Here is a 23,359-nt window from a genome sequence, read left to right as displayed (position 1 = left end):
GCCCGGTGCCGATCGGTCAGGATGTGTCCCGTGCGCACGGTCGAGGAACACCAGGCGGTCGTCGCGGCGCTCCTCGCTCCGCTGGGCGAGGAGGAGGTGCCGCTGGCGGCCGCGCACAACCGGGTGCTCGCGCGGGACGTGACCGCCCAGGTGTCGCTGCCCGGTTTCGACAACTCGGCGATGGACGGCTACGCCGCGCGCTCGGCCGAGCTCGTCACCCTCCCGGTGCGGCTGCCGGTCGCCGACGACGTCCCGGCCGGGCGCACCGACGTCCGCCCCCTCGAGCCGGGCACCGTGCAGCGGATCATGACCGGCGCTCCGCTCCCCGCCGGCGCGGACGTGGTCGTGCCGGTCGAGCTCACCGACGGCGCCACCGACGTCGTGGAGATCCGCGATGCCCCCGCCGCCGGCACCCACCTGCGGCGCGCCGGGGAGGACATCACCGCCGGGACGGTCGCGCTGACCGCCGGCACCCCGCTCGGCGCCGCGCAGCTGGGGCTCGCCGCCGCCGTCGGCGCGCGGAGCCTCTGGGTCCGCCGCCGCCCCCGCGTGCTCGTGCTCTCCACCGGCAGCGAGCTCGTTGACCCCGGGGAGCCGCTGCTGCCCGGGCAGATCTACGAGTCCAACTCCGCCCTGCTGGTGGCCGCCGTGGAGGACGCCGGGGGGACGGCACGGCGGCTGCACTTCGTCCCCGACGACGTCGGCCAGTTCCTCGCCACCGTCCGCGCCGAGCTGGCGACCGCCGACCTGCTGGTCACCAGCGGCGGGGTCAGCGCCGGCGCCTACGAGGTGGTCAAGGACGCCTTCCGCGAGCTCGGCACCGTCGAGTTCGTCAAGGTCGCGATGCAGCCCGGCGGCCCCCAGGGCGCCGGCACGGTGGACGGGGTCCCGGTGGTCACCCTGCCCGGCAACCCGGTCAGCTCGTTCGTCTCCTTCGAGGTCTTCGTCCGGCCCGCGCTGCGCCGCGCCCTCGGCCACGCCGCCCCCGGCCGGCTGCGGGCCCCGGCGACGCTCACCGCCCCGCTGCGTTCCCCCGCCGGGCGCCGCCAGTTCCTGCGCGGCCGCTACGACGCCGGCACCGTCTCCCAGGTCGGCGGGCCGGGGTCGCACCTGGTCGCGCACCTGGCCCGCGCCAACTGCCTGGTCGTCGTCCCCGAGGACGTCACCGAACTGCCCGCCGGCGCCCCCGTGGACGTCGTGCTGATCGAGGGAGCACTCCAGTGAGCCGACAGTGCTGTGAGCACCGCAGCGAGCGCCAGCGAACGAGGCGCGGAGCAGTGCCGGAGACGACGAGGAGAGCACGGTGACCGAACCGCGGCTCACCCACGTCGACGAGCGCGGCGCCGCCCGGATGGTCGACGTCTCCGCCAAGCCGGTCACCGCCCGCGAGGCGACCGCCGCCGGCCGGGTGCTGGTCAGCCCCGAGGTTGTGGCGCTGCTGCGCGGGGAGGGGGTGCCCAAGGGCGACGCCGTCGCCGTCGCGCGCATCGCGGGCATAGCGGGGGCCAAGCGGACGCCGGACCTCGTGCCGCTGTGCCACCCGATCGCGCTGCACGGGGTCACCGTCGACGTCACCGTGGCCGACGACGCCGTGGAGATCGTCGCCACCGCCCGCACCGCCGACCGCACCGGCGTGGAGATGGAGGCGCTCACCTCGGTCGCGGTCGCCGGGCTCACGGTCATCGACATGGTGAAGGCCGTCGACCCGCGGGCCGTGATCACCGACGTCCGGTTGCTGGCCAAGTCCGGCGGCAAGAGCGGGGAGTGGCGGCGGTGACCACCTCCCTGCCGGAGGACGCGCGGGCCGTCGTCGTCACCGCGTCCAACCGGGCGTCGGCCGGCGTCTACGAGGACCGCAGCGGGCAGGCGCTCGCCGAGGGGCTGCGCGCGCTGGGGTTCACCGTCGACGGACCGCACGTGCGCCCCGACGACGCCGCGGAGCTGGAGATGGTGCTGCTCGAGGCGATCGGTTCCGGCGCGGACGTCGTCGTCACCACCGGCGGCACCGGGCTGTCCCCCACCGACGTCACCCCCGAGGCCACCCGCCGGGTGCTCGAGCGCGAGGCGCCCGGCATCGCCGAGGCGGTCCGCCGCTACGGCGAGGGGAAGGTGCCGACCTCGGTGCTGTCCCGCGGGGTCGCCGGAACCGCCGGACGCACGCTCGTGGTGAACCTGCCCGGCTCCACCGGCGGGGTGGAGGACGGCCTGGCCGTCCTCGGTCCGCTGCTCCCCCACGTGGTCTCGCAGCTCCGCGGCGGCGACCATGTCTGATGTCGTCCTCCGGGCGACACCGCGGCCAGGTGCCGTTCCCCCGCTGCGCTGAGCCCATCCCGGTTCTCGCCGGGGAGCCTCCGGCCCCCACTCCTCGGCCCGCCTCGCAGGGCGGCTCACGCGGGGTGCCGTCCCCCACCGCTCACTCCGGCAGGACGATGCGCTCCGTGCGGGTGTAGACGTTGCAGCCGTCGCCGCGGAGGAAGCCGACCAGCGTGATGCCGACGTCGGCGGCGAGCTCCACGGCCAGGGACGACGGCGCGGACACCGCCGCGAGCACCGGGATGCCGGCCATCGCCGCCTTCTGGGTCAGCTCGAAGCTGGCCCGGCCGCTCACCATCAGCACGTGCCGGGCCAGCGGCAGCCCCCCCTCGCGCAGCGCGTCCCCGATGACCTTGTCGACGGCGTTGTGCCGGCCGACGTCCTCCCGCAGGGCCACCAGCTCGCCGTCCGCGGTGAACAGCCCCGCCGCGTGCAGCCCGCCGGTCTTGTCGAACACCTGCTGGGCGGCCCGCAGCCGGTCGGGCAGCGCGAGCAGCGTCGGCAAGGGCACCCGGACGCCGTCCCCGGCGACGTCGTACCGCGTCTTCGTGCGGATGGCGTCGATGCTGGCCTTGCCGCACACCCCGCACGAGCTCGACGTGTAGAAGTTCCGGTCCAGCGCGGTGTCCGGCGGCGCCACGCCGGGCGCGAGGTCGACGTCGACGACGTTGTAGGTGTTGCGGCCCTCCTCGTCGACGGAGTTGCAGTACCGCAGCCCGGCGACGTCGTCGGCCGACCCGATGACCGCCTCCGTGGCGAGGAAGCCGTGCACCAGGTCGAAGTCGTCGCCCGGCGTGCGCATCGTGACCGCCAGCGGCGTCCCGCCCAGCCGGATCTCCAGCGGCTCCTCGGCCGCCACGGTGTCCGGGCGGGTGCTGTGCGCCGCGCCGCGGATGCGCAGCACCGGTGTCCGGCTCGTCACTCGTCCCACGGAGGGCGACGGTACCCACGTCCGGGCCCTACGGTCGCAGCGTGCCCGCGCTGCCGCCCTACGCCGCCGTCGTCCTGGCCGGCGGCCGCGCGGCGCGGATGGGCGGGCAGGCCAAGGCGCAACTGGACGTCGGCGGTCGGAGCATCCTCGCGGCGGTCCTGGCCGCCGTCCCCGACGCCGCCCCGCGCATCGTGGTCGGCCCGCCGCAGCCGGTGCCGCCCGACGTCCAGGTGGTGCGGGAGGAGCCGCCACGCGGCGGCCCGGTGGCCGCGATGCGGGCGGGCCTGGCGCACGTGCCCACCGAGGTGGTGGCGCTGCTCGCCGGCGATCTGCCGTTCGTGACCGCGGACCTGGTGCGGGCGCTGCGCGAACGGCTCACCGGCGACGGGGTGCTCGTGGTCGACGACACCGACCGCGACCAGTTGCTGCTCGGGGTGTGGCGGACGGCGACGCTGCGCGCGGCGGTCGCCGACGTCGACGGGCCGACGTCGGTGCGCCGGGTGCTCGCCCCGCTGGCCGTGCGGCGGCTGCACCCGGAGGTCGTGCCCGGTCAGCCGCCGCCGTGGACCGACTGCGACACCCCCGCCGACCTCGCCCGCGCCCGGGCGGCCGCCGCCCGCCGGGTTCCCCGCCGACCCCGGGGGTAGGGCAGCGGCATGCGCATCGTCATCGCCGGGGCCCACGGGCAGGTCGCCCGCCGCCTCGGCCGCCTGCTGTCCGGCCGCGGCGACACGGTGGTCGGCATCGTCCGCAACCCCGCGCACACCGACGACCTGCGCGCCGACGGCGTGGACCCCGTGGTCCTCGACCTCGAGCAGGCCTCCGTGGACCAGGTCGCCGAGGTCGTGTCCGGCGCGGACGCCGTCGTCTTCGCCGCCGGCGCCGGCCCGGGCAGCGGCGAGGCCCGCAAGCACACCGTCGACAAGGGCGCGGCCCTGCTGCTCGCCGACGCCGCCGAGCGGGCAGGCGTCCGGCCGTACGTGCTGGTGTCGTCGATGGGCGTCGAGCAGGCCCGCCAGGGGACGCCGCGCGGCATGGACCCGGTGTTCGCCGTCTACCTGCAGGCCAAGCTGGCCGCCGAGGACGCGATCCTGCCCCGGCCCGCGCTGGACACGGTGATCCTGCGGCCCGGCCGGCTCACCGACGAGCCGGGCACCGGCCGGGTCACCCTGGCCCACGGCGTCGAGTACGGCGAGGTCCCCCGGGACGACGTCGCCGCGGTCGTGGCCGCCCTGCTGGACGCCGGCAAGACCGACGAGGTGGTCGAGCTCGTCAGCGGGGACACCCCGATCGACGAGGCCGTCGCCGCCCTCCCCTGAGCGGGCTCAGCCCCGCAGACCCCGGGTGACCACCGCGCGCGCGGCGAGCTCGGCATCCGGCGGGTAGTCGACCCCCACCAGCGTCAGCCCGCCGGGCGGGACGACCGGCACCTCGCTCGAGCGCTCGGTGGCGGTCAACAGCGCCGCGGGCCACTCCGGCGGACGGCGCCCCTCCCCCACCGCGGTGAGCGCGCCGACCAGGCTGCGCACCATGGAGTGGCAGAAGGCGTCCGCGGAGGCCCGCACGGTCACCACGTCGCCGTCGCGGGCCACGGCCAGGGTGAGCAGGGTGCGGATCGTCGTCGCCCCCTCGCGGCGGCGGCAGAAGGCGGCGAAGTCGTGCAGGCCGAGCAGGGGCTGGGCAGCAGCTGCCATCGCGTCGGCCTCCAGCCGCCGGGGCCAGCCGACCGTGTCGGCCCGGCGCAGCGGCGGCGGGCCGCTGTCGGCGTCTGTGAGCCGGTAGACGTAGTGCCGCCGCAGCGCCCCGAACCGGGCATCGAAGTCCGGCGGCGCCTCCTCGACGGTGGTGACGGCGATGTCGGGCGGCAGCACGCCGCGCAGCCGGCGCACCAGCTTCGCCCGCTGCCCCTCCCAGACCGCGCGCGGGACGTCGGCGTGAGCGACCTGGCCGGTGGCGTGCACCCCGGCGTCGGTGCGGCCGGCGACCGTCAGCGAGACCGGCTGCCGCAGCACCCTGGCCAGGACCTCCTCCAGGTCGCCCTGCACGGTGCGCTGAGCGGGCTGCCGTGCCCAGCCGTGCAGCGCCGTGCCGTCGTAGGCGATCCCGAAGCGGAGACGCACGAGCCCGCCACCGGGTGCGGTGGCGGGCTCGTCAGCAGTGCGGTGGGTGGTCAGCGACCGCTCACTGGGGGTCGGGAGCGGCCTCGCCCCCGGGGGCCTGCAGGCCGGCGGTCGCGGCGTCACCGAGCTCGGCGGCCTCCACCTCGGCAGCGGCGGCACGGGCGACGTCCGGGGACAGCGCCGGGTCGTCGACCACGGCGACGTTCTCGCGCTGCGGCTCCGGGGTGACGTCGGCGTCGTCCTGGTGCTCGCCGTCGGGGGTGAAGACGTCGGCGACGACCTGTTGGGCCTCCGGGTCGACGTCGCCCGCGCTCACGGCCGGCGAGGTGTCGCCGCCGGGCCCGGTCGTCTCGCCCTCGAGGGTCGCCCCCTGGTCACCGCCGCCGGCGGAGACCCCGGCGGCACCGGCAGGGGCGCCCTCGCCCGGGTTCTCCCGCCCGCTCACTTGGCGCCGTCCGTGCCCTTGACGTCGTCCGGGGACTCGGCGTCGACGGCCACGGGCTCCTCGGCGCCGGCGTCCGCGGCGGCGGGCTCGGCGTCGGTCGTCGCGGCCTCGGTGTCGGCAGTCGTGGCCTCGGCGTCGGTCGTGTCGGCGTCGGCGGTCGCCAGCGCGTCGGCGGTCACCTCACCGGCGGCGGCAGCGGCACCCGCACCCGAGGCGGCACCGGCGAACCGGGTGCCACGGGCACGCTCGGCCTCGCCGACGGCCTGCTGGGCCACCGTCTGGCCCTCGACCAGCTCGATGACGGCCATGGGGGCGTTGTCGCCCTTGCGCGGGCCCACCTTGGTGATGCGGGTGTAGCCGCCCGGACGGTCCGCGAAGCGCGGCCCGATCTCGGCGAACAGCGTGTGGACGACGTCCTTGTCCCGGATCGTCGACATCACCTGACGGCGGGCGTGCAGGTCCCCGCGCTTGGCGAAGGTCACCAGCTTCTCGGCCAGGGGACGCAGCCGCTTGGCCTTCGCCTCGGTGGTGGTGATCCGCCCGTGCTCGAACAGCGACGTGGCCAGGTTGGCCAGCATCAGCCGCTCGTGCGCAGGGGAACCGCCGAGACGGGGGCCCTTGGTGGGGGTGGGCATGTCGGTCCTTCCTCAGGCTGCCGGGCCGCGGTGCCGGCTGCGTTCCGTGATGTGCTGGTGTTTCGTGCGCGGAGCGCTGGTGGGGCGTCCGGGCCAGTGTGGCGGGCCCGGCAGCGGCGCCGGACGGCGGGTCGCCCCGCCGTCCGGCACGCGCTGTCAGAGCTGCTCGGTCTCCTGGTAGGACCCGTCGTCGTACTGCACCTGGTCGTAGCCGGCGGCGAACTCGCCGTGGCCCTGGTAGGCGTCGGTCTCGTAGCCCTCGTCGTAGCTCTCGACCGAGGTGGGGATGAACCCGGGCGGGCTGTCCTTGAGCGCCAGGCCCATGGCCGCCAGCTTCATCTTGACCTCGTCGATGGACTTGGCCCCGAAGTTCCGGATGTCCAGCAGGTCGGCCTCGGAGCGGGTGACGAGCTCACCGACGGTGTGCACGCCCTCGCGCTTGAGGCAGTTGTAGGACCGGACGGTGAGGTCCATGTCCTCGATCGGCATCGAGAAATTCGCGATGTCGGCGGCCTCGGCCGGGCTCGGGCCGACCTCGATGCCCTCGGCGTCGATGTTCAGCTCGCGCAGCAGGCCGAACAGCTCGACCAGGGTCGACCCGGCGGACGCGATGGCGTCGCGCGGGGCGATCGACGGCTTGGTCTCCACGTCGACCACGAGGCGGTCGAAGTCGGTGCGCTGCTCGACGCGGGTCGCCTCGACGGCATAGGTGACCTTGAGGACCGGCGAGTAGATCGAGTCGACGGGGATGCGGCCGATCTCCTGGCCGGGCTGCTTGTTCTGCGGGGCGGGGACGTAGCCGCGGCCGCGCTCGACGACCAGCTCGATCTCCAGCCGGCCCTTGCCGTTCAGCGTGGCGATGTGCAGGTCGGGGTTGTGCACCTCGACGCCGGCCGGCGGCGCGATGTCGGCGGCGGTGACCTCACCGGGGCCCTGCTTGCGCAGGTACATGGTCACCGGCTCGTCGGAGTCCGAGCTGACGACCAGGCCCTTGAGGTTGAGGATGATCTCGGTGACGTCCTCCTTGACGCCCGGCACGGTGGTGAACTCGTGCAGGGTGCCCTCGATCCGGATGCTGGTGACAGCAGCGCCGGGGATCGACGACAGGAGGGTGCGGCGCAGGGAGTTGCCGAGGGTGTAGCCGAAGCCGGGCTCCAGCGGCTCGATGACGAACCGCGAGCGCTGCTCGGAGATGGTCTCCTCGGTCAGCGTGGGGCGCTGTGCGATGAGCATGGTGCTGTTCTCCTTCGAGTCCTCCGGCGACCGCCATATGACGCCGTGAGGGGGTGGTGCGGGCCCCGGCGGACATCTGTCCGCCCGCCGGAGCCGTTGGTCCCTGCAGGGTCCCGCCGCCGGCCCCGTCCCGGGTCCCGCCCCGAGCGTGCGAGGGGTGGGGAGGACGGGGTCCTTTCACGGTGGGACCCTGCAGGGAGCCCTTCTACTGCTACTTGGAGTAGAGCTCGACGATCAGCTGCTCCTGGACCGGGGTGTCGATCACCTGGCGGGCCGGGACGCTGTGGACCAGCACGCGCAGCTGGCTGCTGATGACCTCGAGCCACGGCGGCACGGGGCGCTCGCCGGCGCGCGCCTGGGCGACCTCGAAGGGCAGCATGCGCCGCGACTTCTCGGCCACCTCGATGATGTCGTTGGCGCTGACCCGGTACGAGGGGATGTCGACCTTGCGGCCGTTGACCCGGATGTGGCCGTGGCGCACCAGCTGGCGGGCCATGTCGCGGGACTCGGCGAAGCCGGCCCGGTAGACGACGTTGTCGAGGCGCGACTCGAGGATCTGCAGCAGGACCTCACCGGTCTTGCCCGACTTCTTGTTGGCCTCTTCGTAGTAACCGCGGAACTGCTTCTCCAGGACGCCGTAGATGCGGCGCGCCTTCTGCTTCTCGCGCAGCTGCAGCAGGTACTCGCTGTCCTTGCTGCGGCCCCGGCCGTGCTCGCCCGGCGGGTAGGGCCGGATCTCGATCGGGCACTTCGGGGACTCGCACTTGCTGCCCTTGAGGAACAGCTTCATCTTCTCGCGCCGGCACATGCGGCAGTCGGCTCCGGTGTAACGGGCCACGTCAGGTACTCCTCGTCAGTCTCGTCAGTGGCCGGTCAGACCCGGCGACGCTTCTTCGGGCGGCAGCCGTTGTGCGGCTGCGGGGTCACGTCCTGGATCTGGCCGACCTCGAGGCCGGTGGCCTGGAGGGACCGGATGGCGGTCTCACGGCCGGAGCCGGGGCCCTTGACGAAGACGTCGACCTTGCGCATGCCGTGCTCCTGCGCCTTGCGCGCGGCGTTCTCCGCGGCCATCTGCGCGGCGAACGGCGTGGACTTGCGCGAGCCCTTGAAGCCGACGTGGCCGGCGGAGGCCCAGCTGATCACGTTGCCGGTGGGGTCGGTGATCGACACGATCGTGTTGTTGAACGTGCTCTTGATGTGCGCGGCGCCGTGGGCGACGTTCTTCTTCTCCTTGCGGCGGACCTTCTTGGCACCAGCCGCAGCGCGAGCCCTGGGAGGCATGTCTCTCCGGTTTCCTTCTGATCAGTGGCCAGATGCGCACGTGCGGCGCGCCGTCGCTCCCGCCCTCACGGGTCGTGCGACGACGCGCCTCACGGCTTACTTCTTGCCGGCCTTCTTCTTGCCGGCGATGGTCTTGCGCGGGCCCTTGCTGGAGCGCGCGTTCGTGCGGGTGCGCTGCCCGTGCACGGGCAGACCGCGGCGGTGACGCAGCCCCTGGTAGCAGCCGATCTCCACCTTGCGGCGGATGTCGGCGGCCACCTCGCGGCGCAGGTCACCCTCGACGCGGAAGTGCTCGTCGATGTAGTCGCGCAGCTTCAGCAGGTCCTCGTCCGTGAGGTCCTTGGCGCGCAGGTCGGGGCTGACGCCCGTCGCGGCCAGGGTCTCCTTGGCGTGGGTCTTGCCGATGCCGTAGATGTAGGTGAGCGCGATCTCCATCCGCTTCTCGCGGGGCAGGTCGACGCCGGCCAGTCGTGCCATGTCCAGGTACTCCCTCAGCCCTGCCGCTGCTTGTGGCGGGCGTTGTCGCAGATGACCATGACCCGGCCGTGCCGGCGGATCACCTTGCACTTGTCGCAGATCTTCTTCACCGACGGCTGGACCTTCACCGGTGCCGCCCCTCATTCCTGTCGATCGTGCGCCGAGCGCGCCCGCCCCTGGGGGCTGCGCGCAGCGGCGGTTACTTGTACCGGTAGACGATGCGACCGCGGGTCAGGTCGTAGGGCGAGAGCTCCACGACCACGCGGTCCTCGGGCAGGATGCGGATGTAGTGCTGGCGCATCTTGCCGCTGATGTGGGCGAGCACCCGGTGCCCGTTCTGCAGCTCGACCCGGAACATCGCGTTGGGCAGCGGCTCGACGACGCGACCCTCGACCTCGATGGCCCCGTCCTTCTTCGCCATGCCCGACACGGCCTCCCTGACTCGGTGGTGCTGGTGTCCTCGCGCGCCCATGCCGGGACCCGGCGGACGCACTCGGTGGTGTACAGAACGGTGTGGTGCAGACGCTCCCGCGAGGGCGCCCCGGGTCGTACGGCCACAGCACGACAGCAGGGCGGCGCGAGCGCCATCGGCCACTGTACCCCGCCCCGGCGCGCCTCTCCAACCCGCCCCCGCGCTGGGGCAGGGTGGAGCGTCACACCCGGACGGCGCCTCCGCGGCCCTAGGTGCGGGGGGTGATCCCGAAGGGAGCCAGCCCCGCGACGCCGCCGTCCTCGGCCGTGAGGACCCAGGGCCCCTCCGGCGTGATGGCGACGGTGTGCTCGAAGTGGGCCGCGCGCGACCCGTCCTTGGTGACCACGGTCCAGCCGTCCTCGAGCTCGACGGTGGCGGGGTCGCCGACGGTGACCATCGGCTCGATGGCGAGTGCCAGCCCGGGGACCAGTCGCGGCCCGCGGCCCGGACGGCCGTAGTTGAGCACGTGCGGGTCCTGGTGCATCTCGGTGCCGATGCCGTGCCCGCCGTAGTGGTCGACGATCCCGTACGGGTGCTGCTCCGCGGTGATCGTCTGCTCGACGGCGTGGCTGATGTCCGTGAGCCGACCCCCGGCCAGCGCCTTGGCCAGGCCGGCCCACATCGACCGCTCGGTGACGTCCATGAGCGCGGCGTCCTCGGCGGACGGCGGCCCGACGGTGACGGTGACCGCCGAGTCGCCGTGCCAGCCCTGGAGGATCGCGCCGCAGTCGATCGAGATGTTGTCGCCCTCGGCGAGTGCCCGGCCCCGGTCCGGGATCCCGTGCACGATCTCGTCGTTGATCGACGCGCAGATGCTGCCGGTGAACCCGTGGTAGCCCAGGAACGACGGCACCGCCCCGGCACTGCGGATGTGGTCCTCGGCGATGGCGTCCAGCTCACCGGTCGTCACACCGGGCCGGACGGCAGCGCGGACGGCCGCGATGGCACCGGCCACGACGAGCCCGGCCGCGCGCATGAGCTCGAGCTCGTGCGGCGTCTTGATCTGGATCATCCGTCCACTCCACTTCGCCAGCAGCGGGAGCCGGCCGAGGATCCCGGCGGCCGTCATCTGCGCCGCCTGTCCTCAGCCCGCGTTCGACCCGTCGGGACGCCCGCCCCCGCAGGCCGCCAGCGCGGACATCGCCCGCTCCGTGACCTCCTCGATCTCGCCGATGGCGTCGATCTGAATGAGCAGTCCCTCGGAGCGGTACCAACCCGACAGCGGGGCGGTCTGTTCCCGGTAGACGTGCAGCCGGTGCCGCACGGTCTCCGGCTTGTCGTCGTCGCGCTGCACCCACTCGCCGTCGACGAGCATGCGGCGCCCGGAGAGCCGGCGCACCAACTCGTCCTCGTCGACGACGAGCTCCAGCACGCAGTCCAGGCCGTGGCCGAGCTCCTGCAGGGAGTTCCGCAGCTGCTCGGCCTGGGCGATGGTCCGAGGGAAGCCGTCGAGCAGGAAGCCGCCCTTGGCGTCGGTCTCGGCGAGCCGGTCCTTGACCATGGCGACGGTGATCTCGTCGGGCACGAGGTCCCCGGCGTCCATGTAGCTCTTGGCCTTCAGGCCCAGCTGGGTCTGGCCGCTCACGTTCGACCGGAAGATGTCGCCGGTCGAGATGGCCGGGACGCCGAGCCGGCCGGCGATGATCTGCGCCTGGGTCCCCTTGCCCGCACCGGGGGGGCCCAGCAGGACGACGCGCACTACTTCAGGAACCCTTCGTAGTTGCGCTGGTTGAGTTGCGTCTCGATCTGCTTCACCGTCTCCAACCCCACTCCGACCATGATCAGCACCGCGGTGCCACCGAACGGGAAGTTCTGGTTCTGCCCCTCCTGCGTGATGGAGAGGAACAGGTTGGGCAACACTGCCACGAGCCCCAGGTAGATCGAGCCGGGCAGCGTGATCCTGGACAGCACGTACTGCAGGTACTCCGCGGTCGGCCGGCCGGGGCGGATCCCGGGGATGAAGCCGCCGTAGCGCTTCATGTCCTCGGCCCGCTCCTCCGGGTTGAACGTGATCGACACGTAGAAGTACGTGAAGAAGACGATCAACCCGAAGTAGATCGCGATGTGCACCGGGCTGCTCTGGTCGATGACGTAGTTCTCGAAGAACTGGCGCACCGGACCGGTCTCGTTGCCCTGCAGCTGGGTGATCAGCTGCGGCAGGTAGAGCAGCGACGAGGCGAAGATGACCGGGATGACGCCCGCCTGGTTGACCTTCAGCGGCAGGTAGGTCGACGTCCCGCCGTACATGCGGCGGCCGACCATGCGCTTGGCGTACTGGACCGGGATGCGGCGCTGGGCCTGCTCGACGTAGACCACCGAGCCGATGACCACGAGGGCCAGCAGGCAGACCAGCGCGAAGACGACGCCGCCGCGGGTCTGCAGGATGGCGCCGCCCTCGGCGGGGATCCGCGCCGCGATCGAGGTGAAGATCAGCACGGACATGCCGTTGCCGATCCCCTTCTCGGTCAGCAGCTCGCCGAGCCACATGATCACGGCGGTGCCGGCGGTCAGGGCGACCACCAGGACGATCGTCGTCCACACGGAGTCGGACGGGATGATGTCCTGCGAGCAGCCCGGGAACAGCTGGCCGCTGCGGGCGAGGGCGATGATGCCGGTGCTCTGCAGGACGGCGAGGGCGATCGTCAGGTAGCGGGTGTACTGGGTCAGCTTGGCCTGACCCGACTGCCCTTCCTTCTTCAGCTGCTCGAACCGCGGGATGACCACGACCAGCAGCTGCACGATGATGCTCGCGGTGATGTACGGCATGATGCCGAGCGCGAAGACCGACAGCCGCAGCAGTGCGCCGCCGGAGAACAGGTTCACCAGCGAGTAGAGGTCCCGCTGGTCGGAGGCCTGCGCCTGCTCGAGGCAGCTGTTGATGGCCTCGACGGAGACGCCGGGACCGGGGATCGCGGCCCCCAGGCGGTACACGGCGATGATCGCCAGGGAGAACAGCAGCTTGCGCCGGAGGTCTGGCGTCCGGAACGCCGCGGCGAACGCCTGCAGCACGTGCCCTCCCCTGCTCGGTCGGATGAGGTTAGCAACGAGCCCGGCCGCTCGAAGCGAGGGCCGGGCAGCAGATGACCCCGGGGCGCGGTGGGCGCCCCGGGGTCGTCCTCGTTCAGATGCGGGTGGTGCTGCCCCCGGCCGCGCCGATCTTCTCGGCGGCGGACGCGGAGAAGGCGTGCGCGTGCACGTGGACCTGGACGCCGCCCAGGTCGCCGGTGCCGAGCACCTTCACCGGCTGCCCGCGCCGCACGGCGCCGGCCTCGGCGAGGGTGTCCGGGTTCACCGAGCCGCCCTGGGGGAACAGGGCCGCGATCCGGTCGAGGTTGACGACCTGGAAGACGACCTTGTTCGGGCTCTTGAAGCCCGACAGCTTCGGCAGCCGCATGTGCAGCGGCGTCTGCCCGCCCTCGAAGCGCGCGGACGTGTTGCCGCGGGCGCCGGTGCCCTTGGTGCCGCGGCCGGCCGTCTTGCCCTTGGAGCCCTCACCGCGACCCACGCGGGTCTTCGGGGTGTGGGCGCCGGGGGCCGGACGCAGGTGGTGGACCTTGAGAGTCATCGTGTGTCCCTGCTCAGCTGATCTCTTCGACGGTGACCAGGTGCGGCACCGTCGCGACCATCCCGCGGATCTCGGGACGGTCCTCCTGGACGACCGAGTCGTTGATCCGCTTGAGGCCCAGCGAGCGCAGCGTCTGGCGCTGGTTGGGCTTCGTGCCGATCGCCGACCGGATCTGGGTGACCTTCAGCTGCGCCATCTCAGACCCCCTGGCCCGCGCGCGCCCGCAGCATGGCGGCGGGAGCGACGTCCTCGAGCGGCAGACCGCGGCGGGCCGCGATCTCCTCGGGACGGACGAGCTCCTTCAGCGCCTGCATGGTGGCGTGCACGATGTTGATCGGGTTCGAGGACCCGAGGCTCTTGGAGAGCACGTCGTGGATGCCGGCGCACTCGAGCACGGCACGCACCGGGCCACCGGCGATGACACCGGTACCGGGGCTGGCCGGCTTGAGCAGCACGACGCCGGCCGCCGCCTCACCCTGCACCGGGTGGGGGATGGTGCTGGCGATGCGCGGCACCTTGTAGAAGTGCTTCTTGGCCTCCTCGACGCCCTTGGCGATCGCCGCGGGCACCTCCTTGGCCTTGCCGTAACCGACGCCCACGGTGCCGTCGCCGTCGCCCACGATCACCAGCGCGGTGAAGCTGAAGCGCCGACCACCCTTGACGACCTTGGACACGCGGTTGATGGCCACCACGCGCTCGATGAAGTTGCTCTTCTCGGCAGGCGCGCCGCCGGGCCCCCGCCCGCCGTCACGACGGTCCCGGCGGTCGTTGCCGCCGCCGGCGCCGCCGCCGCGTCGCTGTGGTCCTGGCATCAGACGTCCCTCTCGATCTGCTCGTTCGCGGTGTCGCTCATCAGAAGTCCAGCCCACCCTCGCGGGCGCCGTCGGCCAGCGCCGCGATGCGGCCCTGGTACCGGTTGCCGCCCCGGTCGAACACGACCGCGGTGATGCCGGCGGCCTGGGCGCGCTCGGCCACCAGGGCGCCGACCCGGCGGGCCAGCGTGGACTTGTCGCCCTCGGCGCTGCGCAGGCTGGCGTCCAGCGTCGAGGCACTGACCAGGGTACGGCCGACGGTGTCGTCGACGACCTGGACGTGGATGTGCCGCGAGCTGCGGTTGACCACCAGGCGCGGGCGCTCCGGGGTGCCGCCGACGCGCTTGCGCAGGCGGGTGTGCCGGCGCAGGCGGGAGACCCGTCGCGCGGTGCTGACGTCGGTGCCGACGGGCTTGTGGGCCCGAGCGCCACTCTTCTCGGTCTGTGCCATCACTTACCCGTCTTCCCGACCTTGCGCTTGACGACCTCACCCTGGTAGCGCACGCCCTTGCCCTTGTACGGGTCCGGACGGCGCAGCCCGCGGATGTTGGCCGAGACCTGGCCCACCAGCTGCTTGTCGATCCCGGTCACCCGCAGGCGGGTCGGGGACTCGACCGTGAACGTGATGCCCTCGGGGGCCCTCACGGGCACCGGGTGGCTGTAGCCGAGGGCGAACTCGAGGTCCGACCCACGGGCCTGCACGCGGTACCCGACGCCGACGATCTCGAGGGTCTTGGTGTAGCCCTCGGTGACGCCGGTGATCATGTTGGCGATGAGCGTGCGCGAGAGTCCGTGCAGGGCCCGGCTCTCCCGCTCGTCGTCCGGCCGCTGCACCTGCAGCGTGCCGTCCTCGCCGCGCTCGACGGTGATCGGCGCGGCGACGGTGTGGCTCAGCGTGCCCTTGGGGCCCGTGACGCTCAGCGTCTGGCCGTCGATGGTGACGTCCACGCCACCGGGCACGGGAATCGGCAGTCGTCCGATCCGCGACATGTCACTCGCTCCTCACCAGACGTAGGCGAGGACTTCCCCACCCACGCCCTTCTTGTTCGCCTGGCGGTCGGTCAGCAGCCCGGTGGAGGTGGAGATGATCGCCACCCCGAGGCCGCCCAGCACCTTCGGCAGCGCGTTGGACTTGGCGTACACCCGCAGACCGGGCTTGGAGACGCGCCGGACGCCGGCGATGCTCCGCTCACGGTTGGGGCCGTACTTGAGGTCCACCACCAGCTCCTTGCGGGTGGTGCCGTCCTTCTCGACCTCGTTGACGGTCCAGCCGGCGATGTAGCCCTCCTGCTGGAGGATCTCGGCGATGTGCGTCTTCAGCTTGGACGACGGCATGGTCGTGGAGTCGTGGTACGCCTGGTTGGCGTTCCGGATCCGCGTGAGCATGTCCGCGATCGGGTCGGTCATCGTCATGTCGGGTGTTGCCTCTCTCGCCGCGGTTCCTCACGCGCTCCCGCGTGGGCCTCTCGGCGATCGGTGGTGCTCGATTGGTGAGGTGCTGGAGACGGCCCCGCTACAGGGTCCCGCGCCGATCCTGCGAGGCGTGGGGGGTAGCGGGGTCCTTCACCAGCTGGACTTGCTGACGCCCGGCAGCTCGCCGGCGTGCGCCATCTCCCGCAGGCAGATCCGGCACAGGCCGAACTTGCGGAAGACCGAGTGCGGGCGACCGCACCGCTGGCACCGGGTGTAGCCGCGGACCGCGAACTTGGGCTTGCGGGCCGCCTTGTTGATCAGCGCCTTCTTGGCCATTGGGTGTCTCCTCCCCCGGCTCAGCGGGTGGTGGTGACGACGGGCTGGCCGGCGAACGGGAAGCCCAGCAGGCGGAGGAGCTCGCGACCCTCCTCGTCGTTCGTGGCGGTGGTGACCAGCGTGATGTCCATGCCCCGCGGCCGGTCGATCTTGTCGACGTCGATCTCGCGGAACATCGACTGCTCGGTCAGGCCGAACGTGTAGTTGCCGTGACCGTCGAACTGCTTGGCGTTGAGGCCGCGGAAGTCACGGATGCGGGGCAGGGCCAGCGACAGCAGCCGGTCCAGGAACTCCCACATGCGGTCGCCGCGGAGGGTCACCTTCGCGCCGATCGGCATGCCCTCGCGCAGCTTGAACTGGGCGATGGACTTGCGGGCCCGGACGACGGCCGGCTTCTGCCCGGTGATGGCGGTCAGGTCGCGGACCGCGCCGTCCATCAGCTTGGCGTCACGGGTGGCCTCGCCGACGCCCATGTTGACGACGATCTTCGTCAGCCGCGGGATCTGCATGACGTTCTCGTAGCCGAACTCCGACTGCAGCGCCGGAGCGATGGACTCGCGGTAGTGGGCGAGCATGCGGGGCAGCTCACGGGTGGGTGCACTCATGGCGTCAGAGGTCCTTACCGGTGCGCCGCGAGACCCGGATGCTGCGGCCTTCCTCGTCCTTGCGGTAGCCGACCCGGGTCGGCTTGTCCTCGGAGTCGATCACCATCACGTTGCTCACGTGGATGGGAGCCTCCTGCGTGACGATCCCGCCCGACTGGGCACCACGCTGGTTCGAGCTGATCCGGGTGTGCTTCTTGACCCGGCCCACACCCTCGACGAGGACCTTCTGCAGCTTCGGGTAGGCGGCGATCACCCGGCCCTTGGCGCCCTTGTCCTTGCCGGACAGCACCACGACGGTGTCGCCCTTCTTGACCTTCATCGACGGCGCCTTGACCGTCGTGTCCTTCTTCGCAGCCATGGTCACAGCACCTCCGGAGCGAGCGAGATGATCCGCATGAAGCGCTTGTCGCGGAGCTCACGGCCGACCGGGCCGAAGATGCGCGTCCCGCGCGGGTCGCCGCTGTCGCGGATGATGACCGCGGCGTTCTCGTCGAAGCGGATGTAGGAGCCGTCCGGACGACGACGCTCCTTCGAGGTGCGGACGACGACGGCCTTGACGACGTCACCCCGCTTGACCCCTGCACCCGGCAGCGCGTCCTTCACGGTGGCGACGATGACGTCGCCGATGCCCGCGTAGCGTCGCCCGGAACCGCCGAGCACCCGGATGCAGAGGATCTCCTTCGCACCGGTGTTGTCGGCGACCCGCAGTCGCGACTCCTGCTGGATCACGTCCTACTCCCTGATCTCAGATGTGACAGCCGGGCCGGAACGGTGAACCGGCTGTCCGGCACCCACGTGCGGACGCACCGGCGACGTCAGCCGCCGGTGCGTCCGTGCACGGGTACCGGGATGGGCGCGCGCCCGCAGGAGCGCGCCAGTCGTCCAGGGTACTCGCTCCTGGACCCGCCCCGGAGGGCGCCTCCCGACGAGAGCCACGAGGGCCCCCAGCCGTCCTACTTGGCCTTCTCCAGGACCTCGACCAGCCGCCACCGCTTGGTGGCCGACGTCGGCCGGGTCTCCATGATCTGCACCCGGTCACCGATGCCGGCGACCTGCTGCTCGTCGTGGGCCTTCAGCTTGCTGGTGCGACGGATGACCTTGCCGTAGAGGCCGTGCTTCACGCGGTCCTCGACCTCGACGACGATGGTCTTGTCCATCTTGTCGCTGACCACGAGGCCCTCGCGGACCTTGCGGTAGCCACGGCCGGCCAGGCCGGGGCCCGACGCGGTCTGCGTCTCCTGGGGCTCGCTCATGCCACACCCTCGTTCGGGGCGACCGAGAGGCCCAGCTCGCGCTCGCGCATGATCGTGTAGATCCGGGCGATGTCGCGGCGGACCGTCTGCAGCCGCCGGTTGTTGTCCAGCTGGCCGGTGGCCACCTGGAACCGCAGGTTGAACAGTTCTTCCTTCGACTCGCGCAGCCGCGTGGCGAGCTCCTCGACGGAGAGCTCACGCAGCTCGGGAGCGGTCAGACCGGCGGCCATCACACCTCTCCTTCACGCGTGATGAAGCGGCACTTCATCGGCAGCTTGTGGATCGCCCGTCGCATGGCCTCGCGGGCCACCGGCTCGGCGACGCCCGACAGCTCGAACATGATCCGGCCGGGCTTGACGTTGGCGACCCACCACTCGGGCGAGCCCTTGCCGGAACCCATGCGGGTCTCGGCCGGCTTCTTGGTGAGCGGGCGGTCCGGGTAGATGGAGATCCAGACCTTCCCGCCACGACGGATGTGGCGGGTCATGGCGATACGAGCGGACTCGATCTGCCGGTTGGTCACGTACGCCGGCTCGAGCGCCTGGATGGCGTACTCGCCGAAGTTGATCTCCGTGCCGCCCTTGGCACGACCCGAGCGGCTCGGGTGGTGCTGCTTGCGGTGCTTGACGCGCCGTGGGATCAGCACGGTGTCAGACCCCCTGCTCAGTCGACGTGGTGGTGTTCTGCGCGGCCGTGTTCTCGGCCGCCGCGGTGGCCTCGGCGCCCGCGCTCTCGGCGACGGTCTGCTCGGGAGCGACCTCGCCGGAGGTCGCGGCCACCGCGCTGTCGGTGGCGTCGACGGCCGGACCGGTCGAGGACGCGGCGGCGCGGCCGGCCTCGGTCCCGCCGGCGGTGGTGCCCGACGAGCCGGAGCGGCGCTGCGGGCGCTGGGCCCGCTCACGGCGCTGCTGGCGCGCGGCGAGGGCCTCGAGGGCCTCCCGCTCGGCCCGCGAGCCGCTGACGTCGCCCTTGTAGATCCAGACCTTCACGCCGATGCGGCCGAAGGTGGTCCGGGCCTCGTAGATGCCGTAGTCGATGTTCGCCCGGAGGGTGTGCAGCGGCACCCGGCCCTCGCGGTAGAACTCCGACCGGCTCATCTCGGTGCCGCCCAGACGACCCGAGCACTGCACCCGGATGCCCTTGACCTGCGGGCTGCGCTGGGCCGACTGCATGGCCTTGCGCATGGCGCGGCGGAAGCTGACCCGGCTGGAGAGCTGCTCGGCGACGCCCTGGGCGACCAGCTGCGCGTCGGCCTCGGGGTTCTTCACCTCGAGGATGTTCAGCTGCACCTGCTTGCCGGTGAGCTTCTCCAGCTCGCCGCGGATGCGGTCGGCCTCCGCGCCGCGGCGGCCGATGACGATGCCCGGCCGGGCGGTGTGGATGTCGACGCGGACCCGGTCACGGGTGCGCTCGATCTCCACCTTGGAGATGCCGGCCCGCTCCATGCCCTTGGACATGAGCTTGCGGATGGCCACGTCTTCCTTGACGTAGTCCTTGTACAGCTTGTCGGCGTACCACCGGGACTTGTAGTCGGTGGTGATGCCCAGTCGGAACCCGTGCGGGTTGACCTTCTGACCCACTAGCGGGTCCCTCCCCTCGTGTTGCTCTGCTGCCCTGTCTGCTGGGCTGCCGGGCCGGACTGCCCGGTACGGCGGCGGGCCGTGCGCGACTTGCCGGCGAGCTCGGTGCCGGAGGAGACCTCCGCGACCTCGACGGTGATGTGGCAGGTCCGCTTGTTGATGCGGTAGGCGCGGCCCTGGGCGCGCGGACGGATCCGCTTCAGCGTGGGGCCCTCGTCGACGTAGGCGGCGCTGACGACCAGCGCAGCCGGGTCGAGCCGCAGGTTGTGCTCGGCGTTGGCGACCGCGCTGGCGACCACCTTGAGGACCGGCTCGCTGGCCGCCTGCGGCGCGTACCGCAGCAGGGCCAGGGCCTCGTCGGTCGGCAGGTAGCGGATGAGGTCCACCACCCGGCGTGCCTTCATGGGGGTGACGCGGACGAACCGGGCGGTGGCCCGGGCCGTCGGCGTCTCCTCTCCCAGCTGGGAAGTCATGGGTATCTCTCTCTACCTGGTCAGCCGCGCCGGGACCGGCGGTCGTCCTTCACGTGCCCACGGAAGGTGCGGGTGGGCGCGAACTCGCCGAGCTTGTGCCCGACCATCGCCTCGGTCACGAAGACCGGGACGTGCTTGCGGCCGTCGTGGACGGCGATCGTGTGGCCGAGCATGTCCGGGATGATCGTCGAACGGCGCGACCAGGTCCGGATGACGTTCTTGGTGCCCTTGTCGTTCTGCGCGTCCACCTTCTTGAGCAGGTGGTCGTCGACGAACGGGCCCTTCTTCAGGCTGCGTGGCATGTCTGTCGGACTCCTCTACCCGCTCAGCGCTTCTTGTTGGTGCGCCGGCGGCGCACGATCAGGGCGTCACTGGCCTTGCGCTTGCGCGTGCGGCCCTCCGGCTTGCCCTTCGGGTTCACCGGGTGGCGACCACCGGAGGTCTTGCCCTCACCACCACCGTGCGGGTGGTCCACCGGGTTCATGGCGACACCGCGGACGGTCGGGCGCTTGCCCTTCCACCGCATGCGGCCGGCCTTGCCCCAGTTGATGTTCGACTGCTCGGCGTTGCCCACCTCGCCGACGGTCGCGCGGCAGCGGACGTCGACGTTGCGGATCTCCCCCGACGGCATGCGCAGCTGCGCGAGCCGGCCCTCACGGGCGACCAGCTGGACGCTGGTCCCGGCCGAGCGGGCGATCTTCGCGCCCCCACCGGGCCGCAGCTCGATGGCGTGGACCACCGTGCCGACGGGGATGTTGCGCAGCGGCAGGTTGTTGCCCGGCTTGATGTCGGCCGCGGGGCCGCACTCGACCGTGTCGCCCTGCTTCAGCCGCGCCGGCGCGATGATGTAGCGCTTCTCCCCGTCGGCGAAGTGCAGCAGCGCGATGCGCGAGGTGCGGTTCGGGTCGTACTCGATGTGCGCGACCTTGGCCGGCACGCCGTCCTTGTCGGCCCGGCGGAAGTCGATCACCCGGTAGGCGCGCTTGTGCCCGCCGCCCTGGTGCCGCGCCGTGACCTTCCCGTGGACGTTGCGCCCGCCGCGACCGTGCAGCGGCCGGACCAGCGACTTCTCGGGATGGTCGCGGGTGACCTCGGCGAAGTCGGCGACGCTGGAACCGCGGCGGCCCGGCGTCGTCGGCTTGTACTTGCGGATAGCCATTGCTGACTCAGTCCTCTATCTCTGGTCCGATCGGTCGCGGCGCTCAGGCGCCGGGACCACCGAAGATCTCGATGCGGTCGCCGGGAGCCAGCGAGACGATGGCGCGCTTGGTGTCCTTGCGCTTGCCGAGCTTGTTGCCCCGGCTGCGCTTGCGCTTGCCCTGGCGGTTGATCGTGTTCACGCCGAGGACCTTCACGTTGAAGACCTGCTCGACCGCGATCTTGATCTGCGTCTTGTTGGCCTCGGGCAGGACGACGAACGTGTACTGGTTCTCGTCGAGCAGCCCGTAGCTCTTCTCCGAGATGACCGGGGACAGCAGGACGTCCCGGGGGTCGCGGACGCTCACGGCTTCTCCTCGGTGGTCTCGGTGGCGAGGTCCAGGTCAGTGGTGCCCTCGGCCGGCTGGATCGACGGGATGGCACCCGGCACGTCCGGCGTGGTCAGGTCGGGCTTGGCGACCCCGCGGCCCTTGGCCGGGCCGGCCACGAACTCGGCGAGCGCGGCCTCGGTGAAGACCACCTCGTCGGCGACCAGCACGTCGTAGGTGTTGAGCTGGCCGGCCTCGAGCAGGTGCACCTGCGGCACGTTGCGCAGGCTGACCCAGTTGAGGACGTCGTCGCGGTCGAGGACCACGAGGACCCGCTTGGCCCGGGTGATCGACTCGAGGGTCGCCAGCGCGGCCTTGGTCTTCGGGGCGTCGCCGTCCACGAAGGTGCTCACCACGTGCACGCGGTCCTCGCGGGCCCGGTCGGAGAGGGCGCCGCGCAGGGCGGCCGCCTTCATCTTCTTCGGGGTCTTCTGCGAGTAGTCGCGCGGCTGCGGGCCGTGGACGGTGCCACCGCCCTCGAACTGCGGCGCGCGGGTCGAGCCCTGACGGGCGCGGCCGGTGCCCTTCTGCCGGTAGGGCTTGGCGCCGCCGCCGCTGACCTGGCCACGGGTCTTCGTCGCGTGCGTGCCCTGGCGCGCGGCGGCCAGCTGGGCCACCACGACCTGGTGCATCAGCGAGACGTTGGCCGACGCGTCGAAGAGCTCACCGGGCAGCGTCACGCTGCCGGAGGTCTCCCCCGCCGGGGTCCGGACGTCGACCTGACGGTCGGTCCGGGTCTCGGTCGCCTGGGTCACTGGTTCTCACTCCCCACGGGGCCACCCTTGACGGCCGAGCGGACGAGCACGAGGCCGCCCTTCGGGCCGGGGATCGCGCCCTTGATCAGCAGCAGCCCGCGCTCGGCGTCCACCTTGTGGACCGTGAGCGACAGGGTCGTCGTCTTGACGGCGCCCATGCGGCCGGCCATGCGCAGGCCCTTGAAGACGCGGCCGGGGGTCGAGGCCCCGCCGATGGAACCGGGCGACCGGTGCTTGCGCTGGGTGCCGTGCGCGGCGCCGAGGCCACGGAAGCCGTGGCGCTTCATCACACCGGCGGTGCCCTTGCCCTTGCTGGTGCCGATGACGTCGACCTTGGCCACGCCGTCGAAGACCTCGGCGGTCAGCTCCTGGCCGACCGTGTAGTCCGACGCGTCCTTCGTGCGCAGCTCCACCAGGTGCCGACGCGGGGTCACGCCCGCCTTGGTGAAGTGCCCGCCCTCGGGCTTGTTCACCTTGCGCGGGTCGATCTCACCGAAGCCGAGCTGGACGGCGGAGTAGCCGTCGACCTCGGGGGTGCGCACCTGGGTCACCACACACGGGCCCGCCTTGACGACGGTCACCGGCACGATGCGGTTGTTCTCGTCGAAGACCTGGGTCATGCCCAGCTTCTCGCCGAGGAGACCACGGAATGTGCTCGCCATGTCTGCTGACTGCCCTTACTGGATGTTGACGTCGACCGAGGCCGGCAGGTCGATGCGCATGAGCGCGTCCACCGTCTTCGGCGTCGGGTCGAGGATGTCGATGAGGCGCTTGTGCGTGCGCATCTCGAAGTGCTCGCGCGAGTCCTTGTACTTGTGCGGCGAGCGGATGACGCAGTACACGTTCTTCTCCGTCGGCAGCGGCACCGGGCCGACGACGCGCGCACCGGTCTTGGTCACCGTGTCGACGATGCGCCGCGCCGAGGCGTCGATCGCCTCGTGGTCGTAGGCCTTCAGCCGGATGCGGATCTTCTGTCCCGCCATCGCTGTCTTCTGCTCCTGCCGATCGGTGTCTGTTCTTGCTGGGAACGCCGGGTGGTCGCAGACCTCATCCGGTCTGGCCCCAGCGGGACGGGTGGCGGTGCACACAGGCACGTCCACCCGGGGACGGGCGGCGGCGCAGGGGTGCGCCGCC

39 protein-coding genes are annotated in these 23,359 nt (G+C 72.1%); 5 read left to right on the top strand and 34 right to left on the bottom strand.

From position 1 onward, the window contains the following. Positions 1–30: 30 nt before the first annotated feature. From moeA to ACI78Z_RS20125, 3 genes are all read left to right on the top strand, one after another. Positions 31–1,224: a molybdopterin molybdotransferase MoeA gene (gene moeA / locus ACI78Z_RS20135; RefSeq protein ID WP_457038309.1), complete on the top strand. Its 1,194-nt coding sequence runs from the start codon at positions 31–33 to the stop codon at positions 1,222–1,224. A 79-nt stretch (positions 1,225–1,303) separates the two neighbouring features. After that, on the top strand, positions 1,304–1,777 hold the full coding sequence (gene moaC / locus ACI78Z_RS20130; RefSeq protein WP_457038308.1) for a cyclic pyranopterin monophosphate synthase MoaC: 474 nt from the start codon (positions 1,304–1,306) through the stop codon (positions 1,775–1,777). After that, the gene (locus ACI78Z_RS20125) at positions 1,774–2,271 is read left to right on the top strand and encodes a MogA/MoaB family molybdenum cofactor biosynthesis protein (protein WP_457038307.1); all 498 of its coding nucleotides are present in this window, start codon (positions 1,774–1,776) and stop codon (positions 2,269–2,271) included. The genes moaC and ACI78Z_RS20125 overlap by 4 nt, the downstream gene beginning before the upstream one ends. A gap of 142 nt (positions 2,272–2,413) precedes the next feature. Here ACI78Z_RS20125 and fdhD read toward each other — a convergent pair whose 3' ends face one another. Further along, positions 2,414–3,244: a formate dehydrogenase accessory sulfurtransferase FdhD gene (gene fdhD / locus ACI78Z_RS20120; RefSeq protein ID WP_457038306.1), complete on the bottom strand. Its 831-nt coding sequence runs from the start codon at positions 3,242–3,244 to the stop codon at positions 2,414–2,416. A 41-nt stretch (positions 3,245–3,285) separates the two neighbouring features. Here fdhD and mobA point away from each other — a divergent pair, with 41 nt between their 5' ends. Continuing rightward, positions 3,286–3,891, top strand: a complete 606-nt coding sequence (mobA, locus tag ACI78Z_RS20115) for a molybdenum cofactor guanylyltransferase (RefSeq protein ID WP_457038305.1) — start codon at positions 3,286–3,288, stop codon at positions 3,889–3,891. A 9-nt stretch (positions 3,892–3,900) separates the two neighbouring features. Next, a complete protein-coding gene (locus tag ACI78Z_RS20110; RefSeq protein ID WP_457038304.1) occupies positions 3,901–4,563 on the top strand; it encodes an NAD(P)-binding oxidoreductase in 663 nt (220 codons plus the stop codon). A 6-nt stretch (positions 4,564–4,569) separates the two neighbouring features. Here ACI78Z_RS20110 and truA read toward each other — a convergent pair whose 3' ends face one another. The 33 genes from truA to rpsJ form a co-directional block, all read right to left on the bottom strand. Next, the gene (gene truA / locus ACI78Z_RS20105; protein WP_457038303.1) at positions 4,570–5,364 is read right to left on the bottom strand and encodes a tRNA pseudouridine(38-40) synthase TruA; all 795 of its coding nucleotides are present in this window, start codon (positions 5,362–5,364) and stop codon (positions 4,570–4,572) included. 61 nt (positions 5,365–5,425) lie between these two features. Next, positions 5,426–5,809 carry a hypothetical protein gene (locus ACI78Z_RS20100; RefSeq protein ID WP_457038302.1) on the bottom strand — a complete coding sequence of 128 codons (384 nt, stop codon included), beginning with the start codon at positions 5,807–5,809 and terminating at the stop codon, positions 5,426–5,428. After that, positions 5,806–6,444: a 50S ribosomal protein L17 gene (rplQ, locus tag ACI78Z_RS20095; RefSeq protein WP_457038301.1), complete on the bottom strand. Its 639-nt coding sequence runs from the start codon at positions 6,442–6,444 to the stop codon at positions 5,806–5,808. The genes ACI78Z_RS20100 and rplQ overlap by 4 nt, the downstream gene beginning before the upstream one ends. Positions 6,445–6,600: 156 nt before the next feature. Beyond that, the gene (locus ACI78Z_RS20090; RefSeq protein WP_457038300.1) at positions 6,601–7,677 is read right to left on the bottom strand and encodes a DNA-directed RNA polymerase subunit alpha; all 1,077 of its coding nucleotides are present in this window, start codon (positions 7,675–7,677) and stop codon (positions 6,601–6,603) included. A gap of 211 nt (positions 7,678–7,888) precedes the next feature. Next, entirely contained in the window at positions 7,889–8,515 is a 627-nt protein-coding gene (gene rpsD, locus ACI78Z_RS20085) for a 30S ribosomal protein S4 (protein WP_091213385.1), read from the bottom strand. A gap of 35 nt (positions 8,516–8,550) precedes the next feature. Continuing rightward, positions 8,551–8,958, bottom strand: a complete 408-nt coding sequence (gene rpsK, locus ACI78Z_RS20080; protein WP_012950456.1) for a 30S ribosomal protein S11 — start codon at positions 8,956–8,958, stop codon at positions 8,551–8,553. Positions 8,959–9,054: 96 nt separating this feature from the next. Then, positions 9,055–9,435: a 30S ribosomal protein S13 gene (gene rpsM, locus ACI78Z_RS20075; protein ID WP_091380978.1), complete on the bottom strand. Its 381-nt coding sequence runs from the start codon at positions 9,433–9,435 to the stop codon at positions 9,055–9,057. 14 nt (positions 9,436–9,449) lie between these two features. After that, the gene (gene rpmJ / locus ACI78Z_RS20070) at positions 9,450–9,563 is read right to left on the bottom strand and encodes a 50S ribosomal protein L36 (RefSeq protein ID WP_012950458.1); all 114 of its coding nucleotides are present in this window, start codon (positions 9,561–9,563) and stop codon (positions 9,450–9,452) included. Between the two features lie 71 nt (positions 9,564–9,634). Further along, positions 9,635–9,856 carry a translation initiation factor IF-1 gene (infA, locus tag ACI78Z_RS20065; RefSeq protein WP_012950459.1) on the bottom strand — a complete coding sequence of 74 codons (222 nt, stop codon included), beginning with the start codon at positions 9,854–9,856 and terminating at the stop codon, positions 9,635–9,637. A gap of 259 nt (positions 9,857–10,115) precedes the next feature. Further along, a complete protein-coding gene (gene map, locus ACI78Z_RS20060; protein ID WP_457038299.1) occupies positions 10,116–10,976 on the bottom strand; it encodes a type I methionyl aminopeptidase in 861 nt (286 codons plus the stop codon). Between the two features lie 15 nt (positions 10,977–10,991). Next, positions 10,992–11,606 (bottom strand): adenylate kinase, encoded by a 615-nt coding sequence (locus ACI78Z_RS20055; protein WP_457038298.1) that lies wholly within the window; start codon positions 11,604–11,606, stop codon positions 10,992–10,994. Next, positions 11,606–12,916: a preprotein translocase subunit SecY gene (gene secY / locus ACI78Z_RS20050; protein ID WP_457038297.1), complete on the bottom strand. Its 1,311-nt coding sequence runs from the start codon at positions 12,914–12,916 to the stop codon at positions 11,606–11,608. The genes ACI78Z_RS20055 and secY overlap by 1 nt, the downstream gene beginning before the upstream one ends. A gap of 112 nt (positions 12,917–13,028) precedes the next feature. Further along, positions 13,029–13,472 (bottom strand): 50S ribosomal protein L15, encoded by a 444-nt coding sequence (rplO, locus tag ACI78Z_RS20045; RefSeq protein WP_457038296.1) that lies wholly within the window; start codon positions 13,470–13,472, stop codon positions 13,029–13,031. Positions 13,473–13,485: 13 nt separating this feature from the next. After that, positions 13,486–13,668 carry a 50S ribosomal protein L30 gene (rpmD, locus tag ACI78Z_RS20040; RefSeq protein WP_091380987.1) on the bottom strand — a complete coding sequence of 61 codons (183 nt, stop codon included), beginning with the start codon at positions 13,666–13,668 and terminating at the stop codon, positions 13,486–13,488. A gap of 1 nt (position 13,669) precedes the next feature. Further along, positions 13,670–14,284 carry a 30S ribosomal protein S5 gene (gene rpsE, locus ACI78Z_RS20035; protein ID WP_012950465.1) on the bottom strand — a complete coding sequence of 205 codons (615 nt, stop codon included), beginning with the start codon at positions 14,282–14,284 and terminating at the stop codon, positions 13,670–13,672. 40 nt (positions 14,285–14,324) lie between these two features. Continuing rightward, positions 14,325–14,735, bottom strand: coding sequence for a 50S ribosomal protein L18 (rplR, locus tag ACI78Z_RS20030; RefSeq protein WP_457038326.1), 411 nt, complete (start codon positions 14,733–14,735; stop codon positions 14,325–14,327). Then, entirely contained in the window at positions 14,735–15,274 is a 540-nt protein-coding gene (rplF, locus tag ACI78Z_RS20025) for a 50S ribosomal protein L6 (RefSeq protein WP_457038295.1), read from the bottom strand. Before rplF ends, rplR begins: the two co-directional genes overlap by 1 nt. Positions 15,275–15,286: 12 nt before the next feature. Then, complete coding sequence (gene rpsH, locus ACI78Z_RS20020) at positions 15,287–15,691, bottom strand: 30S ribosomal protein S8 (RefSeq protein ID WP_448617472.1); 405 nt, start codon at positions 15,689–15,691, stop codon at positions 15,287–15,289. 156 nt (positions 15,692–15,847) lie between these two features. Continuing rightward, complete coding sequence (locus ACI78Z_RS20015) at positions 15,848–16,033, bottom strand: type Z 30S ribosomal protein S14 (protein ID WP_012950469.1); 186 nt, start codon at positions 16,031–16,033, stop codon at positions 15,848–15,850. Positions 16,034–16,053: 20 nt separating this feature from the next. Further along, positions 16,054–16,638 carry a 50S ribosomal protein L5 gene (rplE, locus tag ACI78Z_RS20010; RefSeq protein WP_072919078.1) on the bottom strand — a complete coding sequence of 195 codons (585 nt, stop codon included), beginning with the start codon at positions 16,636–16,638 and terminating at the stop codon, positions 16,054–16,056. Between the two features lie 4 nt (positions 16,639–16,642). Then, a complete protein-coding gene (gene rplX, locus ACI78Z_RS20005; protein WP_457038294.1) occupies positions 16,643–16,996 on the bottom strand; it encodes a 50S ribosomal protein L24 in 354 nt (117 codons plus the stop codon). A gap of 2 nt (positions 16,997–16,998) precedes the next feature. Next, on the bottom strand, positions 16,999–17,367 hold the full coding sequence (rplN, locus tag ACI78Z_RS20000) for a 50S ribosomal protein L14 (protein WP_457038293.1): 369 nt from the start codon (positions 17,365–17,367) through the stop codon (positions 16,999–17,001). A gap of 224 nt (positions 17,368–17,591) precedes the next feature. Beyond that, positions 17,592–17,891 carry a 30S ribosomal protein S17 gene (rpsQ, locus tag ACI78Z_RS19995; protein ID WP_457038292.1) on the bottom strand — a complete coding sequence of 100 codons (300 nt, stop codon included), beginning with the start codon at positions 17,889–17,891 and terminating at the stop codon, positions 17,592–17,594. Continuing rightward, a complete protein-coding gene (gene rpmC / locus ACI78Z_RS19990; RefSeq protein ID WP_419752062.1) occupies positions 17,888–18,121 on the bottom strand; it encodes a 50S ribosomal protein L29 in 234 nt (77 codons plus the stop codon). The genes rpsQ and rpmC overlap by 4 nt, the downstream gene beginning before the upstream one ends. Beyond that, entirely contained in the window at positions 18,121–18,537 is a 417-nt protein-coding gene (gene rplP, locus ACI78Z_RS19985; protein ID WP_012950475.1) for a 50S ribosomal protein L16, read from the bottom strand. Before rplP ends, rpmC begins: the two co-directional genes overlap by 1 nt. Positions 18,538–18,541: 4 nt before the next feature. After that, a complete protein-coding gene (rpsC, locus tag ACI78Z_RS19980) occupies positions 18,542–19,471 on the bottom strand; it encodes a 30S ribosomal protein S3 (protein WP_457038291.1) in 930 nt (309 codons plus the stop codon). Continuing rightward, entirely contained in the window at positions 19,471–19,944 is a 474-nt protein-coding gene (rplV, locus tag ACI78Z_RS19975) for a 50S ribosomal protein L22 (RefSeq protein ID WP_457038290.1), read from the bottom strand. The genes rpsC and rplV overlap by 1 nt, the downstream gene beginning before the upstream one ends. Positions 19,945–19,964: 20 nt before the next feature. After that, positions 19,965–20,246, bottom strand: coding sequence for a 30S ribosomal protein S19 (gene rpsS, locus ACI78Z_RS19970; RefSeq protein ID WP_012950478.1), 282 nt, complete (start codon positions 20,244–20,246; stop codon positions 19,965–19,967). 23 nt (positions 20,247–20,269) lie between these two features. Next, entirely contained in the window at positions 20,270–21,103 is an 834-nt protein-coding gene (rplB, locus tag ACI78Z_RS19965; RefSeq protein ID WP_091156717.1) for a 50S ribosomal protein L2, read from the bottom strand. 43 nt (positions 21,104–21,146) lie between these two features. Next, positions 21,147–21,449, bottom strand: coding sequence for a 50S ribosomal protein L23 (gene rplW, locus ACI78Z_RS19960; protein WP_100497379.1), 303 nt, complete (start codon positions 21,447–21,449; stop codon positions 21,147–21,149). After that, entirely contained in the window at positions 21,446–22,225 is a 780-nt protein-coding gene (rplD, locus tag ACI78Z_RS19955; RefSeq protein ID WP_457038289.1) for a 50S ribosomal protein L4, read from the bottom strand. Before rplD ends, rplW begins: the two co-directional genes overlap by 4 nt. Further along, positions 22,222–22,887: a 50S ribosomal protein L3 gene (gene rplC, locus ACI78Z_RS19950; RefSeq protein ID WP_457038288.1), complete on the bottom strand. Its 666-nt coding sequence runs from the start codon at positions 22,885–22,887 to the stop codon at positions 22,222–22,224. Before rplC ends, rplD begins: the two co-directional genes overlap by 4 nt. 15 nt (positions 22,888–22,902) lie before the next feature. After that, positions 22,903–23,208, bottom strand: a complete 306-nt coding sequence (rpsJ, locus tag ACI78Z_RS19945; RefSeq protein ID WP_014742859.1) for a 30S ribosomal protein S10 — start codon at positions 23,206–23,208, stop codon at positions 22,903–22,905. Positions 23,209–23,359: the final 151 nt, after the last annotated feature.

The sequence above is a fragment of the Geodermatophilus sp. SYSU D01176 genome, assembly GCF_054050015.1.
This window is presented reverse-complemented; position numbering and strand designations above follow the sequence as displayed.

What these genes read in the sequence shown, in the direction of transcription:
- ACI78Z_RS20110 (WP_457038304.1), top strand. Translation starts at nt 3,901, where the DNA reads ATGCGCATCGTCATCGCCGGGGCCCACGGGCAGGTCGCCCGCCGCCTC.
- rplQ (WP_457038301.1), bottom strand. Translation starts at nt 6,444, where the DNA reads ATGCCCACCCCCACCAAGGGCCCCCGTCTCGGCGGTTCCCCTGCGCAC.
- ACI78Z_RS20090 (WP_457038300.1), bottom strand. Translation starts at nt 7,677, where the DNA reads ATGCTCATCGCACAGCGCCCCACGCTGACCGAGGAGACCATCTCCGAG.
- rpsK (WP_012950456.1), bottom strand. Translation starts at nt 8,958, where the DNA reads ATGCCTCCCAGGGCTCGCGCTGCGGCTGGTGCCAAGAAGGTCCGCCGC.
- rpsM (WP_091380978.1), bottom strand. Translation starts at nt 9,435, where the DNA reads ATGGCACGACTGGCCGGCGTCGACCTGCCCCGCGAGAAGCGGATGGAG.
- infA (WP_012950459.1), bottom strand. Translation starts at nt 9,856, where the DNA reads ATGGCGAAGAAGGACGGGGCCATCGAGGTCGAGGGTCGCGTCGTCGAG.
- map (WP_457038299.1), bottom strand. Translation starts at nt 10,976, where the DNA reads ATGACGGCCGCCGGGATCCTCGGCCGGCTCCCGCTGCTGGCGAAGTGG.
- rplO (WP_457038296.1), bottom strand. Translation starts at nt 13,472, where the DNA reads ATGACTCTCAAGGTCCACCACCTGCGTCCGGCCCCCGGCGCCCACACC.
- rpmD (WP_091380987.1), bottom strand. Translation starts at nt 13,668, where the DNA reads ATGGCGCAGCTGAAGGTCACCCAGATCCGGTCGGCGATCGGCACGAAG.
- rpsE (WP_012950465.1), bottom strand. Translation starts at nt 14,284, where the DNA reads ATGCCAGGACCACAGCGACGCGGCGGCGGCGCCGGCGGCGGCAACGAC.
- rplR (WP_457038326.1), bottom strand. Translation starts at nt 14,735, where the DNA reads ATGGCACAGACCGAGAAGAGTGGCGCTCGGGCCCACAAGCCCGTCGGC.
- rplF (WP_457038295.1), bottom strand. Translation starts at nt 15,274, where the DNA reads ATGTCGCGGATCGGACGACTGCCGATTCCCGTGCCCGGTGGCGTGGAC.
- rpsH (WP_448617472.1), bottom strand. Translation starts at nt 15,691, where the DNA reads ATGACCGACCCGATCGCGGACATGCTCACGCGGATCCGGAACGCCAAC.
- ACI78Z_RS20015 (WP_012950469.1), bottom strand. Translation starts at nt 16,033, where the DNA reads ATGGCCAAGAAGGCGCTGATCAACAAGGCGGCCCGCAAGCCCAAGTTC.
- rplE (WP_072919078.1), bottom strand. Translation starts at nt 16,638, where the DNA reads ATGAGTGCACCCACCCGTGAGCTGCCCCGCATGCTCGCCCACTACCGC.
- rplX (WP_457038294.1), bottom strand. Translation starts at nt 16,996, where the DNA reads ATGGCTGCGAAGAAGGACACGACGGTCAAGGCGCCGTCGATGAAGGTC.
- rpsQ (WP_457038292.1), bottom strand. Translation starts at nt 17,891, where the DNA reads ATGAGCGAGCCCCAGGAGACGCAGACCGCGTCGGGCCCCGGCCTGGCC.
- rpmC (WP_419752062.1), bottom strand. Translation starts at nt 18,121, where the DNA reads ATGGCCGCCGGTCTGACCGCTCCCGAGCTGCGTGAGCTCTCCGTCGAG.
- rplV (WP_457038290.1), bottom strand. Translation starts at nt 19,944, where the DNA reads ATGACTTCCCAGCTGGGAGAGGAGACGCCGACGGCCCGGGCCACCGCC.
- rpsS (WP_012950478.1), bottom strand. Translation starts at nt 20,246, where the DNA reads ATGCCACGCAGCCTGAAGAAGGGCCCGTTCGTCGACGACCACCTGCTC.
- rplB (WP_091156717.1), bottom strand. Translation starts at nt 21,103, where the DNA reads ATGGCTATCCGCAAGTACAAGCCGACGACGCCGGGCCGCCGCGGTTCC.
- rplC (WP_457038288.1), bottom strand. Translation starts at nt 22,887, where the DNA reads ATGGCGAGCACATTCCGTGGTCTCCTCGGCGAGAAGCTGGGCATGACC.
- rpsJ (WP_014742859.1), bottom strand. Translation starts at nt 23,208, where the DNA reads ATGGCGGGACAGAAGATCCGCATCCGGCTGAAGGCCTACGACCACGAG.